Origin of the sequence: Pseudoxanthomonas sp. OG2 (genome assembly GCF_014192765.1) — a bacterium.
In the GTDB taxonomy this organism is placed as follows: domain Bacteria; phylum Pseudomonadota; class Gammaproteobacteria; order Xanthomonadales; family Xanthomonadaceae; genus Pseudoxanthomonas_A; species Pseudoxanthomonas_A beigongshangi.
On the sequence record NZ_JACHYM010000002.1, the window covers coordinates 1,277,838 to 1,289,698 of the forward strand.

Sequence of the window (11,861 nt, forward strand, 5' to 3'; positions counted from 1 at the left end):
CATGGACAACGCCGACCCGCTGGAACAGATTCGACGCCTCTCCACGCGCATCCAGGCGCTGGCCGATCGTTGCCAGCAACTGGCCGACGAGAACCGCAGCCTGCGCCACCAGCAGGAACAACTGGTCGGCGAGCGTTCGCAACTGCTGGCCAAGAACGAACAGGCCCGCTCGCGGGTGGAAGCGATGATCAGCCGCCTGAAGTCCCTGGAGCAGCACACGTGAGCGCCAACGAGCCGGTCAGCATCCACATCCTCGATCGCGAGTACACCGTCGGCGTGGAGCCGGAGGAACGCAGCAGCCTGATGGCCGCCGCCAAGCTGCTGGACAGCAAGATGCGCGAAGTGCGCGGCAGCAACCGGATGGCGGCGGTGGACCGGGTCGCGGTCCTGGCCGCGCTGAACCTGGCACACGAATTGCAACAATTGCGCGACGAACGCCATTCGCGCGATCGCGAATTCTCGCGCGCGCTCGACGATCTGCACCGCAGGCTGGACGAAGTACTCGACGCACCGCGTTAGTGCAGTGATCGCGCGGTGTCGCGAACCGCGACTGAATTGTGCCGACGAACGGACTAGGCAATTTCCGACGGGCCGCTATACTGGCGCCGCGTCCTCTGCTGTGAACGACAGCGCGCGCAAACATTCGCCTTGTCCCTTAATGACGACCACGGGATGGCAACGGTAGCCGGGAGTGCAGGTCCGCCTTCGCAGCGGGAAGCCCGATGGATATCCAGCCTTCCCACTTGAACCCCGGGTTCAAGGTCGTTTCGCGAGCATCGCCATGGCGGAGGACGTATTTTTTCCCGCGCAGCAGCGCCGTCAGTCGCGACCCGGCCGGTCTTGCCATCCACCTTCTGCCGGATTGCTTCGCGACGAAGCCGTCGTATCCGGACCGTCCTCCCGCGGCCGCGACTGACGGCGCTGCTGCCATTCCCGTGTTGTCATGCCCGCGTGGCACCCGCGCCGCACCACCCGCCGTTCGCGCGTTTACGGGTCCTGGCGGTCTCGGCCTGGCGGCATCCGCTCCGCGCGCGGACGGCATGTCCCGCTCCCCCGATGACGGTATCGTCCGGCAAACGACCCGGAACCGGCCGCTTGGCTTAAAATTCCGGGCCATGGATTCGTCCCGCCCGCTCTCATGAGTTCAGATCGCGACGCGCTCCGGCGCGAACTGCGCCAGCGCCGCCGGGCGATTCCCGCCGCGCAACGCATCGCCGCCGCCGATGCGCTGGCCGAGCGGCTGCGCGCGCTGCCCTTCCTGCCCGCATCCGGCTATGCCGCCGGCTACTGGGCCATGGACGGTGAAATCGGCCTGCACAACTGGCAGTTGCGCCTGCCCGCGGGCCTGGTCTACTGCCTGCCGGTGTTGCGCGCGGACAATACCCTGGGCTTCGCGCCCTGGCGTCCCGGCGATGCGCTGGTCACCAACCGCTTCGGCATTCCCGAGCCCGACGTCGAGCCCGCCTCGGCGCTGGATCCGACGGAAATGGCGCTGGTGCTGATGCCGTTGGTGGGCTTCGATGGCGACGGCCACCGGCTGGGCATGGGAGGCGGCTGGTACGATCGCAGTTTCGCTTTCCGCCAGCGCTCGAACCCGCCGCCCTGGTTGGTCGGAGTGGGTTTCTCCGCCCAGCGCATCGACACCCTGGCGCCCGCTGCCTGGGATGTGCAGGTGGATGCCATCTGCACCGAAAGCCAGACCCTGTTCCCGTCCCGCAGCCCCCACGGAATGCCCGCATGACCGCACGCAAGCGCTACTGGTTGATGAAGTCCGAGCCGGATGCCTTCTCCATCGACGACTTGCGGAAGGTGGGCGTGGAACCGTGGAACGGCGTGCGCAACTACCAGGCGCGCAATTTCATGCGCGACGGCATGCAGGTGGGCGACGGCGTGCTGTTCTACCACTCCAACTGCCCGGTGCCGGGCATCGTCGGCGTCGCCAAGGTGGCCAGCGCGGCCTATCCGGATCCGACCCAGTTCGACAGGAAGAGCGACTACTACGACCCCAAGAGCAAGCCCGAGGAACCGCGCTGGGTGCTGGTCGACGTCGCCTTCGAACGCAAGCTCAAGCGCACCATCCCGCTGGACGAGATCAAGCAGCAGGCCGACGCCCTCGGCGACGGCTTCGCCCTGATCGCCCGCGGCAACCGCCTGTCCGTCCTGCCGGTCACCGCCGCGCAGTGGAAACACCTCCTCTCCATGGAATGACCGTCGTGTCGCAGAACGAACACAAGCGCCTGGCCGGCGAAAAGGCCATCGATTTCGTCGAGGACGGCATGATCGTCGGCGTCGGCACCGGTTCCACCGTGGCCTACTTCATCGATGCGCTGGCGCGGATCAAGGATCGCATCGCCGGCGCGGTGTCCAGTTCCGAGCAGAGCACCGAGCGCCTGCGCCGGCATGGCATCGAAGTCATGGATCTCAATGCCACCGGCACCCTGTCCCTGTACGTGGACGGCGCCGACGAGTGCGATCCGCACAAGCGCCTGATCAAGGGCGGTGGCGCGGCGCTGACCCGCGAGAAGATCATCGCCGAGGCCAGCCGCAAGTTCGTCTGCATCATCGACCCGATCAAGCAGGTGCCGGTGCTGGGCAAGTTCCCGCTGCCGGTCGAAGTCGTGCCGATGGCGCGCAGCCTGGTGGCGCGCGAGATCCTGGCGATGACCGGCGGCCAGCCGGTCTGGCGCGACGGCGTGACCACCGACAACGGCAACTGGATCCTGGACGTGCACAACCTGTCCATCGTCGATCCGGTCGGCCTGGAACGCGAACTCAACCAGATCCCGGGCGTGGTCAGCGTCGGCCTGTTCGCGCGCCGCCCGGCGGACGTGGTGATCATCGGCGGCGAGCCGCCGCAGGTGCTGTAATCCCCTTTTCCGCCCGCGCCGCAGGAGGCTCCGCATGCTCAACCGTATTCTCGTCACCGGCCTGCTTTCCGTCGCCGCGTCGCTGGCGTTGAGCGGATGCGCCAGCGCCGACGGCCGCTGGGTGGAAATCGGCGGCCAGCGCTACCAGGTGGAAATCGCCGACGACGACGCCGAGCGCGCGCGCGGGCTGATGTTCCGCGACGTGCTGGCCGACGGCACCGGCATGCTGTTCATCCACGACCGCGAGGAACCGCAGGCGTACTGGATGAAGAACACCCGCATCCCGCTGGACATCCTGTATTTCGACGACGAACGCAAGCTGGTTGCCCAGCGCCGTGACACCCCGCCCTGCTCGGCCGGCGACGCCTGCCCGTCCTATCCGAGCAACGCGCCGGCACGCTACGTGCTGGAACTGAATGCGGGCGAAGCCGAGCGCCTGAAGCTGCAGGACGGGGCTGAACTGCATCTGGGCAAGGACATCGCGCCCGCCCGCTAGGGCTTGATCGCGGCGGAAATTGGCCGCAGTCTGGCGTCATGGGGGATCGCCTCACATTGCCGGATTGGAACAGCCTGGCGACCCGCGCCGACGAGGCGCTGCCGCTGCTGGAAACCGCGCTGCTGATCGCGCGCGACGAGTACCCCGATCTCGACGCGGATGCGTATGACACGATGGTGCAGGGCCACGTCTCGCACCTGCGCGCGGAAATCGACGCCATCGCGGCATGGCCGCTGAAGATGGCCGCGATCAACCGCCACCTGTTCGACGAACTCGGCTACAGCGGCGACCACGAGCAGTACTACGACCCGCGCAACAGCTATCTCAACCAGGTGTTCGAACGCCGCCTGGGCAATCCGATCTCGCTGGCGATGGTTCAGATGGAAGTCGCGCGCCGGCTCGGCGTACCGCTGGACGGGGTGTCATTTCCCGGTCACTTCCTGGTCCGCCTGCCGGTGGACGATGGCCTGCTGGTGATGGATCCGTTCAACGGCGGCCGCCCGCTCGGCGCCGACGAACTGCGCGAGCGGGCCCGACCGCACCTGGGCGGCGACATTCCCGACGACAACGCGCTGTTGCGCATCCTCGACCCGGCCAGCCACCGCGCCATCCTGGTGCGCGTGCTGCGCAATCTGCACGGCGTGTACGCCGAACGCGACGAATGGGATCGCGCCGCGCGCAGCGCCGACCGCGTGCTCAAGCTGATTCCCGACCAGGCCGACGCCCTGCGCGATCGCGGCATGGCCTACCTGAAGATGGAACACCTCGGCGGGGCCCGCCAGGACCTCGCGCGCTACCTGCAACTGGCTCCCGAAGCCACCGACGCGGTCGAACTGCGCGAACGCCTGGTGGAACTGAATGCCACGCCGCCGTCCCGGATGCATTGAGGACCGGGATTCGGGATGACCGGCCGTGCGGCCGTTGAAAGCCGGGATTCGGGATTCGGGATTCGAAGCTTTGCCTTTTCTCCCCCTTTGAAAAAGGGGGACTAAGAGGGATTTGGCTTTGGGTGCGAAGAGCAAGCGCTCCGCAACAGCCGGATGGCTGGTCAATCCCCCGTCACCCGCTTCGCAGGCGCCCGCCCCCTTTTTGCAAAGGGGGCTCCCGGAGCAGGATCTTCCTCTGCGCGTCATGTAGAGCGGAGCTTGCTCCGCTGCCCTGGAGTTGACACACGTCCCCGACTCGCCCGCTCCCGGCATCGCGCCAGGGCAGGCAAACCCGGCGCTACGGCACCTCGACCATCTCGAAGTCGTCCTTGGTCACGCCGCAGTCCGGGCAGGTCCAGGTGTCGGGAATGTCCTCCCAGCGGGTGCCGGGGGCAATGCCCTCTTCCGGCAGCCCCTCCGCCTCGTCGTAGAGGAAGCCGCAGACCACGCACATCCAGGTGCGGTAGGTGGTGGCGGTGGCGTCGGTCATCGGATAATGCGGGTCGGTGGGCCGTCCATTGTCCCACTCCCGTTCCCGCACCGGAAGTTTCGCCGATGAATTCCCCCTGGCCCGCCGGCGGCCCCGCGCCGCGCGGCCTGTACCTGATCACCCCCGACGAGGCCGACACCGCGCGGCTGCTGGCGCGGGTGGAACCGCTGCTCGCCGAAGGTGTCACCTGGCTCCAATACCGGCACAAGGGCGCCGACGCGGCGCTGCGCGGCCAGCAGGCGAGCGCGCTGCAGGCGCTGTGCGCGCGTGCCGGCGTGCCGCTGATCATCAACGACGACGCGGCGCTGGCGCTGGCGGTGAACGCGGCCGGCGTGCACCTGGGCGAGGACGACGGCGACATCGCCGCCGCCCGCGCGTTGCTGGGCGAGGCGGCCATCGTCGGCGCATCCTGCTATGACGAACTCGATCGCGCCCGGCGCGCGGTCGCCGCGGGCGCCAACTACGTGGCGTTCGGCGCGTTCTTCCCCACCCGCAGCAAGGCCACCACGCGCCGGGCCACGCCCGCGCTGCTGGCCGACGCCGCCGTTCTGGGCGTGCCGCGGGTGGCGATAGGCGGCATAACCCCGGACAATACACCTGCCCTGGTCGCCGCCGGAGCCGATCTGGTGGCGGTCATCGGCGGCGTGTTCGAGGCCACCGACCCCATCGGGGCGGTGCGCGCCTACCGGCGAAGCCTCGCCGCCTGACCGGCGGCCTGCTGTGGGAGCGACGCCCGTCGCGATGAAGCTTTCCCCGGCGTTCCTTCGCGGTCCAGGCCGCTCCCACCGGACGCCTCCTGCCTGTTTGGAATCCAGATGAACCACGATCAGTCCCACGCCCTGTTCTCCCGCGCCCAGCAACTGCTTCCCGGCGGCGTCAACTCGCCGGTGCGCGCGTTCAAGTCGGTCGGCGGCGAGCCCTTCTTCGTGCAGCGCGCCGACGGCGCCTTCCTGCATGACGTGGACGGCAACCGCTACATCGACTACGTGGGTTCGTGGGGACCGATGATCGTCGGCCACAACCATCCGGCCGTGCGCGAAGCGGTCCAGGCCGCCATCCAGAACGGCCTGTCGTTCGGCGCGCCGTGCCCGGCCGAGGTCACCATGGCCGAGACCATCACCCGTCTTGTGCCGTCCTGCGAAATGGTGCGCATGGTCAACTCCGGCACCGAAGCCACGCTGTCGGCGATCCGGCTGGCGCGCGGCGCCACCGGCCGCAACCGGATCGTCAAGTTCGAAGGCTGCTACCACGGCCATGGCGATTCGTTCCTGGTCAAGGCCGGCAGCGGCATGCTGACCCTGGGCGTGCCGACTTCGCCCGGCGTGCCCGCGGGCCTGAGCGAACTGACCCTGACCCTGAGCTACAACGACTTCGAGGGCGCGACCGCGCTGTTCGAGCAATACGGCAGCGAAATCGCCTGCCTGATCATCGAGCCGGTGGTCGGCAATGCCAACTGCCTGCCGCCGCGCGAAGGCTATCTCCAGCATCTGCGCGCGCTGTGCACGCGGCACGGCGCGCTGCTGATCTTCGACGAGGTGATGACCGGCTTCCGCGTCGCCCTCGGCGGCGCGCAGGCGCACTACGGCATCACCCCGGACCTGACCACCTTCGGCAAGGTCATCGGCGGCGGCATGCCGGTGGGCGCCTACGGTGGCCGCCGCGAACTGCTCTCGCAGATCGCCCCGGCCGGCCCCATCTACCAGGCCGGCACGCTCAGCGGCAATCCGGTGGCGATGGCCGCCGGCCTGGCAATGCTGGAACTGATCCAGGCGCCGGGTTTCCACGCCGGCCTGGCGGACGCGACGAATGCGCTCTGCGATGGCCTGGAGGCCGCCGCGCGCGAGGCCGGCGTGCCGTTCTCCACCACCCGCGTCGGCGCGATGTTCGGCATGTTCTTCACCGACCAGTACGTGGACACCTACGCGCAGGCCGTGGCCTGCGACATCGGCGCGTTCAACCGCTTCTTCCACGCGATGCTGGAACGCGGCGTGTTCCTGGCGCCTTCGGCGTTCGAGGCCGGCTTCATGTCCAGTGCGCACGACGCGGCGATCATCGAGCAGACCGTCGCCGCCGCGCACGAGGCATTCAAGGTGGTGGCCGCCGGATGATGGTGCCGCCGCGGATCGAGCGGGTGCTGTTCGACTTCGATGGCGTGCTCGCGCACTACCATCACGAACAGCGTATCGCCCACCTGGCCGCCCACGCCGGCGCGGAGCATGAACGCGTGCGCGAGGTGCTGTTCACCTCAGGCCTGGAAACCGAGTACGACGGTGGCCGGATCAGCACGGAGCTGTATCTGTCGCGCCTGGGCGAAGGCATCGCCCGGGCGATCGACGAAGACACCTGGATTGCCTCGCGGATGGCCGGCAGCCACGCCGACCCGGCGGTACTGGACCAGATCCTGGCCCTCGACGCCAGCCTGGAACTGGGCGTGCTCACCAACAACGGCCTGCTGATGGCCCGGGCCATCCCGCGCATCGTCGCGCCCATCCATCCGCGCCTGGAAGGCCGCGTGATCTGCAGCGGCGCCCTGCAGCTGCGCAAGCCGGAGCCGCGCATCTACACGCTGGCGCTGGCGCAACTGGGATGGGACGCCGCGCGCACGCTGTTCGTCGACGATGTGTTCGCCAATGTCCAGGGCGCCCGCAGCGTGGGCCTGCACGCGGAAACCGTCACCGACGCCGCCAGCCTGCGGCAGGTGTTCAGGCGTTACCGGTTGGCCTGAAACCCAGCGTGCATTCCGGCCTGTGTTGTGGGAGCGACGTAAGTCGCGATTGCCGTCCAACGAGCTGCTGTCGGCACACGCGCAGAAGCTTCGCGACTGACGTCGCTCCCACAAGGGGAGCAATCGGTTGTGCGCCTACTTCCCCACAAACTGGCGCAGCGCGGCATGCAGGCGCTTGCAGCCCTCGGCCAGCTCGTCGTCGTGGATGTTCAGCGCCGGCACGAAACGGAGCACGTCCGGGCCGGCCTGCAGCAGTAGCACGCCCTGCGCGGCGGCTAGGTCGAGGATTTCGCCGGCGCGTCCGGCGAAGGCCGGCTTCAGCACCGCGCCGAGCATCAGGCCACGGCCGCGCACCTGCGAGAACAGGCCCAGTTCGGCGTCCATCTCGGCGAGCGCCTTGCGCAGCGCCGCCGACTGGCGGGCGACGTTGTTGGCAATGGCCGGCGCGGCCAGCTTGCGCAGCGCGACCCGCGCCACCGCCGCGGCCAGCGGATTGCCGCCGAAGGTGGTGCCGTGCGCGCCGAACTGCATCGCCTCGGCCACCTTCGGGCCGGCCAGCATCGCGCCAATCGGGAAGCCGCCGCCCAGCGCCTTGGCCAGGGTGACGATGTCCGGGGTCACGCCATCCTGCCAGTGCGCGAACAGGGTGCCGGTACGGCCCATGCCGGACTGGATCTCGTCCAGTACCAGCAGCGCGCCGTGGTGATCGCACAGCTCGCGCACCGCGCTGAGGAAGCCGGGCGCGGCCGGCATCACCCCGCCCTCGCCCTGGATCGGTTCCAGCATCACCGCGGCGACATCACCGGCCGCCATCGCGATTTCCAGCTGGGTGAGGTCATTGAAATCCACATAGCGGAAACCGCCGGGCAGCGGTTCGTAGCCTTCCTGGTACTTGGGCTGCGCGGTCGCGGTCACCGTCGCCAGCGTGCGGCCATGGAAGCTGCCACGGAAGGTGACGATGACGCGCTTGTCCGGCGCCCGTCCCTGACCGGCCGCCCACTTGCGCACCAGCTTGATCGCCGCCTCGTTGGCCTCGGCACCGGAATTGCACAGGAACACGCGGCTGGCGAAGCGCGACGAGGCCACCAGTTCCTCGGCCAGGCGCAACGGCGGCTCGCTGTGGAAGACGTTGCTGGTGTGCCACAGCTTGCCGGCCTGCTCGACCAGCGCCGCCACCAGATCGGGATCGTTGTGGCCCAGGCCGCACACGGCGATACCGGCGGACAGATCGATGTATTCGCGGCCTTCGCTGTCCCAGATGCGCGCGCCCTGGCCACGATCCAGGATCAGCTCGCGCTGGCGATAGATGGGCAGGTAGTACTGCTTGCCCTTGGCGAGCAGGTCGGAGGCGGGGCTGGCGGTCATGGCGTCGGCGGGCGGGCGGGACAAGAGCGATATTGTCGCTGATTTCCCCCCGATCGGCGGTCCCCGCGGGCCGCCGGCGCCGTCATCCCCGGCGGCGTCGGCAAGGCTCGCGCCGGCATGCGCCGGAACGGGCGTTGCGGATCAGGCGAAATCGATCGCGTCGGCCGGCACCGCCCGGATCCGCGGTCCGAAACTGGTGATGTCCGGCAGGGTGGCGTTGTGGTGCGTGCGGATCTGCGCGGCGCTGGCGTGCGCCTTGTCATGGGTGGTGTGCGCGTCCGCCGCCAGCGTCACGGCATAGCCGTGCGCGGCCGCGCTGCGGGTGGTGGTATCGACGCAGAACTCGGTGGCGTAGCCGCAGATCACCAGTTCCTCCACACCCAGGAAAGCCAGCACTTCGTCCAGCCCGGTACGCAGGAACGAATCCGGCGTGCTCTTGCGGATGCGGCGATCGCCATCGACGACGTCGAGCCGCGGATCCAGTTGCCAGCCGGACGATTCCGGCTCCATCCCGCCCGCGCGCTCGTGCTGCACGTGGATCACCGGCACGCCGCGCGAGCGCGCGCGCCCGGCGAGCGCATTGATGCCGGCGATCACGCCGTCCGCGTCGGCCGGTGGCGGGCTGGTCTCGAACAATCCACGTTGCACATCAATCACCAGCAGTGCCAGGCTCATCATGCATCCGTCGTGTCATCGCGGGAGCACAGCTTCCCCGATCTGGATGGCGAATCCAAGTGCGTCGCGCGCGCCCGCGACCGCCATCATCGAGGTCGCGTTCACCATACGCCGACGTTTGCCATCGACGTCCACGGCTCCTGCGGCGGCAATGCCGCGCCCTTCTGCAACAGCTCGATGGAAATCAGATCGGGCGTGCGCACGAACGCCATGCGGCCATCACGCGGCGGGCGGTTGATGGTGATGCCCAGCGACTGCAGGTGCGCGCAGGTGGCGTAGATATCGTCGACCTCGAAGGCCAGGTGGCCGAAGTTGCGGGCGCTGCCGTAATCCTCGTCCGAACCCCAGTTGTAGGTCAGTTCGATTTCCGACTCGGGATTGGCCGGCGCGCCGAAGTAGACCAGGGTGAACTTGCCGGCCTCGTTGTCCATGCGGCGTGTCTCGCGCAGGCCCAGGCCCTCGGTGAAGAACTTGCTGGTGGCGTCCAGATCGTGGACGCGGATCATCGCGTGCAGGTATTTCATGTCGTTCTCGTGAATCGTTGTTGCGGTTCAATGGGGGATGGCGGAACGCCGGGGCCGGCAGGCCCAGGCCAGGCCGAGCAGGCAGGCCAGGATCAGCACGCTGTACTCCATGCCGTTGCGGCCGAGGCCGACCACGAACCAGCCTTCCTGCGCGTGCACCAGCCAGATGCCGCAGGCGTAGATGACGGCGAACACCAGCGCCAGCGGGGTCACCCAGCGACCCCAGGCGAGCAGCAGGGTAGCGGAGAGTTCGAACCCGGTGATGAACCAGGCGATACCCGCGCCGAAGGGAAACCCTTGCGCGTCCAGGAACTGCCCGAACGGTGCCACGCCTCCCGCGCCCAGGCGGGCCGCGCCATGGATGAAGAGCAACGCCGCCAGCACGCAGCGGATCAGGGTCAGTCCTTGCCGGAAGGAGGCGGCGTCGGCGGTCATCGGGATGCTCCGGTGGAAAAGACGTTCTGGAAAAGTGGCCTGGACCTTCAGGAAGCGATATGGCAGTGCGGGCGCAGGCGCGCGGCCAGCCCATCCAGATCGGTGCGCGCCGCCGGTGCCGGCAGCCCCTGCGGATACAGCCGGAACAGGCCATCGCGATGCTGGCGCGGCTGCACATGCAGATGCACGTGCGGGACTTCCTGCCCGCCGGCGTGGCCGTTGGACTGCCACAGGTTGAGGCCGGGTGGATCGAGTTCCGCCCGCAGCGCCTGTGCGACCCGCACCGCCATCCGCATCAGCGCGGCGGCGGTGTCCGGCGCCAGTTCGTAGATCGTCTCGACATGCGCGCGCGGCACCACCAGCACATGCCCCGGCACCGGCTGGCGCAGATCCAGGAACGCCACCACGTCGGCATCCTCGGCCACCCGGCTGGCCGCGGCCCGACCTTCGAGGATGGCGCAGAAGATGCACGTCATCAGGGATCCAGGAACAGGTCCGGCAACAGCGGCTGGGAAGGGTCCACGGCGTAGCCGGAGAAATCCTCGACGCCGGCTTCTCGCAGCACGTTCTCGTCGATCAGGAAATGCCCGTGGAAACCCGCTGCCGGCCGGGTGAGCACGGCATGCGCGGCGTCGGCGACGATGGCCGGGGTGCGGCAACGCGGAATCTCGACGCCGGGAATCATGTTCAGGGCGTCGGTGGCGATGATCGTGCGCGGCCACAGCGCGTTGACCGCCACGCCCTGCGGACCGAACTCGCCGGCCAGGCCGAGGGTCACGAAGCTCATGCCCATCTTCGCCAGGGTGTAACCGGTGTGCGGTGTCCACCAGCGCGGATCCAGCGACGGCGGCGGCGCCAGGGTGAGGATGTGCGGATTGGCCGCTTGGCGCAGGTACGGCAGGCACGCCTGCGCGCACAGGAAACTGCCGCGCGCATTGACCTGGTTCATCAGGTCGAAGCGCTTCATCGGCGTGTCCAGCACGCCGGCCAGCCAGATCGCGCTGGCATTGTTGACCAGGATGTCGATGCCGCCGAAGGCGTCCACGGTCGCGGCCACCGCCGCGCGCACGTCGTCCTCCTCGCGGATGTCGCATTTCAGCGCCAGGCCCTGCCCGCCCGCCTCGGTGACCGCCTGCGCCGCGCTGTGGATGGTGCCCGCCAGCTTCGGGTTGGGGACCGAGGACTTGGCCGCGATCGCCACGTTGGCGCCGTCGCGCGCCGCGCGCAGGGCGATCGCCAGGCCGATGCCGCGCGAGGCGCCGGTGATGAAGAGAGTCTTGCCCTGCAAGCTGGCCATGGAAGTCCTGCGTCCGCCGATGGAAATGGGATGCCTTTCAGGATACCCCGGCCGGGCGGCG

General features: G+C 68.7%; 17 protein-coding genes and 1 other RNA gene. 11 read left to right on the forward strand and 7 right to left on the reverse strand.

Annotated elements, in window-relative coordinates:
* The first annotated feature begins 1 nt into the window (after position 1).
* From FHW78_RS18930 to FHW78_RS18965, 8 genes are all read left to right on the forward strand, one after another.
* A complete protein-coding gene (locus FHW78_RS18930) occupies positions 2-223 on the forward strand; it encodes a TIGR02449 family protein (RefSeq protein WP_183644402.1) in 222 nt (73 codons plus the stop codon).
* Positions 220-519: a cell division protein ZapA gene (locus tag FHW78_RS18935; RefSeq protein WP_141454013.1), complete on the forward strand. Its 300-nt coding sequence runs from the start codon at positions 220-222 to the stop codon at positions 517-519. Before FHW78_RS18930 ends, FHW78_RS18935 begins: the two co-directional genes overlap by 4 nt.
* Before the next feature lie 89 nt (positions 520-608).
* Positions 609-795: non-coding RNA, 6S RNA (ssrS, locus tag FHW78_RS18940), on the forward strand.
* Between the two features lie 343 nt (positions 796-1,138).
* Entirely contained in the window at positions 1,139-1,741 is a 603-nt protein-coding gene (locus FHW78_RS18945; protein ID WP_183644406.1) for a 5-formyltetrahydrofolate cyclo-ligase, read from the forward strand.
* Entirely contained in the window at positions 1,738-2,208 is a 471-nt protein-coding gene (locus FHW78_RS18950; protein ID WP_183644409.1) for an EVE domain-containing protein, read from the forward strand. Before FHW78_RS18945 ends, FHW78_RS18950 begins: the two co-directional genes overlap by 4 nt.
* The gene (gene rpiA / locus FHW78_RS18955) at positions 2,205-2,867 is read left to right on the forward strand and encodes a ribose-5-phosphate isomerase RpiA (RefSeq protein WP_183644412.1); all 663 of its coding nucleotides are present in this window, start codon (positions 2,205-2,207) and stop codon (positions 2,865-2,867) included. Before FHW78_RS18950 ends, rpiA begins: the two co-directional genes overlap by 4 nt.
* A gap of 34 nt (positions 2,868-2,901) precedes the next feature.
* Positions 2,902-3,363: a DUF192 domain-containing protein gene (locus FHW78_RS18960; RefSeq protein WP_183644415.1), complete on the forward strand. Its 462-nt coding sequence runs from the start codon at positions 2,902-2,904 to the stop codon at positions 3,361-3,363.
* A gap of 38 nt (positions 3,364-3,401) precedes the next feature.
* Complete coding sequence (locus FHW78_RS18965) at positions 3,402-4,250, forward strand: SirB1 family protein (RefSeq protein WP_183644418.1); 849 nt, start codon at positions 3,402-3,404, stop codon at positions 4,248-4,250.
* A 337-nt stretch (positions 4,251-4,587) separates the two neighbouring features.
* Here FHW78_RS18965 and FHW78_RS18970 read toward each other — a convergent pair whose 3' ends face one another.
* A complete protein-coding gene (locus tag FHW78_RS18970; protein WP_141454019.1) occupies positions 4,588-4,779 on the reverse strand; it encodes a rubredoxin in 192 nt (63 codons plus the stop codon).
* Between the two features lie 65 nt (positions 4,780-4,844).
* On the opposite strand from FHW78_RS18970, the gene thiE reads away from it, so the two are divergent.
* The 3 genes from thiE to FHW78_RS18985 all read left to right on the forward strand — a co-directional run bounded on the left by thiE (position 4,845) and on the right by FHW78_RS18985 (position 7,504).
* Positions 4,845-5,486, forward strand: a complete 642-nt coding sequence (thiE, locus tag FHW78_RS18975) for a thiamine phosphate synthase (RefSeq protein ID WP_183644421.1) — start codon at positions 4,845-4,847, stop codon at positions 5,484-5,486.
* A gap of 108 nt (positions 5,487-5,594) precedes the next feature.
* On the forward strand, positions 5,595-6,887 hold the full coding sequence (gene hemL / locus FHW78_RS18980) for a glutamate-1-semialdehyde 2,1-aminomutase (protein ID WP_183644425.1): 1,293 nt from the start codon (positions 5,595-5,597) through the stop codon (positions 6,885-6,887).
* The gene (locus tag FHW78_RS18985) at positions 6,887-7,504 is read left to right on the forward strand and encodes an HAD family phosphatase (protein ID WP_183644863.1); all 618 of its coding nucleotides are present in this window, start codon (positions 6,887-6,889) and stop codon (positions 7,502-7,504) included. Before hemL ends, FHW78_RS18985 begins: the two co-directional genes overlap by 1 nt.
* Positions 7,505-7,639: 135 nt before the next feature.
* Here FHW78_RS18985 and FHW78_RS18990 read toward each other — a convergent pair whose 3' ends face one another.
* The 6 genes from FHW78_RS18990 to FHW78_RS19015 all read right to left on the reverse strand — a co-directional run bounded on the left by FHW78_RS18990 (position 7,640) and on the right by FHW78_RS19015 (position 11,800).
* Positions 7,640-8,869, reverse strand: a complete 1,230-nt coding sequence (locus tag FHW78_RS18990) for an acetylornithine transaminase (protein WP_183644866.1) — start codon at positions 8,867-8,869, stop codon at positions 7,640-7,642.
* Between the two features lie 141 nt (positions 8,870-9,010).
* Positions 9,011-9,544, reverse strand: a complete 534-nt coding sequence (locus FHW78_RS18995; RefSeq protein ID WP_141454023.1) for a cysteine hydrolase family protein — start codon at positions 9,542-9,544, stop codon at positions 9,011-9,013.
* Positions 9,545-9,645: 101 nt separating this feature from the next.
* Positions 9,646-10,068 (reverse strand): VOC family protein, encoded by a 423-nt coding sequence (locus FHW78_RS19000; RefSeq protein WP_183644428.1) that lies wholly within the window; start codon positions 10,066-10,068, stop codon positions 9,646-9,648.
* A 27-nt stretch (positions 10,069-10,095) separates the two neighbouring features.
* Positions 10,096-10,503, reverse strand: a complete 408-nt coding sequence (locus tag FHW78_RS19005; RefSeq protein WP_183644432.1) for a DoxX family protein — start codon at positions 10,501-10,503, stop codon at positions 10,096-10,098.
* A 47-nt stretch (positions 10,504-10,550) separates the two neighbouring features.
* Positions 10,551-10,979 carry an HIT family protein gene (locus FHW78_RS19010; RefSeq protein ID WP_183644435.1) on the reverse strand — a complete coding sequence of 143 codons (429 nt, stop codon included), beginning with the start codon at positions 10,977-10,979 and terminating at the stop codon, positions 10,551-10,553.
* Positions 10,979-11,800 (reverse strand): NAD(P)-dependent oxidoreductase, encoded by an 822-nt coding sequence (locus FHW78_RS19015; RefSeq protein WP_183644438.1) that lies wholly within the window; start codon positions 11,798-11,800, stop codon positions 10,979-10,981. The genes FHW78_RS19010 and FHW78_RS19015 overlap by 1 nt, the downstream gene beginning before the upstream one ends.
* Between the last annotated feature and the right edge of the window lie 61 nt (positions 11,801-11,861).

Bases quoted from the DNA above. Each gene is read 5' to 3' on its own strand.
- FHW78_RS18930 (WP_183644402.1), top strand. From the start codon at position 2: ATGGACAACGCCGACCCGCTGGAACAGATTCGACGCCTCTCCACGCGC.
- FHW78_RS18945 (WP_183644406.1), top strand. From the start codon at position 1,139: ATGAGTTCAGATCGCGACGCGCTCCGGCGCGAACTGCGCCAGCGCCGC.
- FHW78_RS18950 (WP_183644409.1), top strand. From the start codon at position 1,738: ATGACCGCACGCAAGCGCTACTGGTTGATGAAGTCCGAGCCGGATGCC.
- rpiA (WP_183644412.1), top strand. From the start codon at position 2,205: ATGACCGTCGTGTCGCAGAACGAACACAAGCGCCTGGCCGGCGAAAAG.
- FHW78_RS18960 (WP_183644415.1), top strand. From the start codon at position 2,902: ATGCTCAACCGTATTCTCGTCACCGGCCTGCTTTCCGTCGCCGCGTCG.
- FHW78_RS18965 (WP_183644418.1), top strand. From the start codon at position 3,402: ATGGGGGATCGCCTCACATTGCCGGATTGGAACAGCCTGGCGACCCGC.
- FHW78_RS18970 (WP_141454019.1), bottom strand. From the start codon at position 4,779: ATGACCGACGCCACCGCCACCACCTACCGCACCTGGATGTGCGTGGTC.
- thiE (WP_183644421.1), top strand. From the start codon at position 4,845: ATGAATTCCCCCTGGCCCGCCGGCGGCCCCGCGCCGCGCGGCCTGTAC.
- hemL (WP_183644425.1), top strand. From the start codon at position 5,595: ATGAACCACGATCAGTCCCACGCCCTGTTCTCCCGCGCCCAGCAACTG.
- FHW78_RS18985 (WP_183644863.1), top strand. From the start codon at position 6,887: ATGGTGCCGCCGCGGATCGAGCGGGTGCTGTTCGACTTCGATGGCGTG.
- FHW78_RS18990 (WP_183644866.1), bottom strand. From the start codon at position 8,869: ATGACCGCCAGCCCCGCCTCCGACCTGCTCGCCAAGGGCAAGCAGTAC.
- FHW78_RS18995 (WP_141454023.1), bottom strand. From the start codon at position 9,544: ATGAGCCTGGCACTGCTGGTGATTGATGTGCAACGTGGATTGTTCGAG.
- FHW78_RS19000 (WP_183644428.1), bottom strand. From the start codon at position 10,068: ATGAAATACCTGCACGCGATGATCCGCGTCCACGATCTGGACGCCACC.
- FHW78_RS19005 (WP_183644432.1), bottom strand. From the start codon at position 10,503: ATGACCGCCGACGCCGCCTCCTTCCGGCAAGGACTGACCCTGATCCGC.
- FHW78_RS19010 (WP_183644435.1), bottom strand. From the start codon at position 10,979: ATGACGTGCATCTTCTGCGCCATCCTCGAAGGTCGGGCCGCGGCCAGC.
- FHW78_RS19015 (WP_183644438.1), bottom strand. From the start codon at position 11,800: ATGGCCAGCTTGCAGGGCAAGACTCTCTTCATCACCGGCGCCTCGCGC.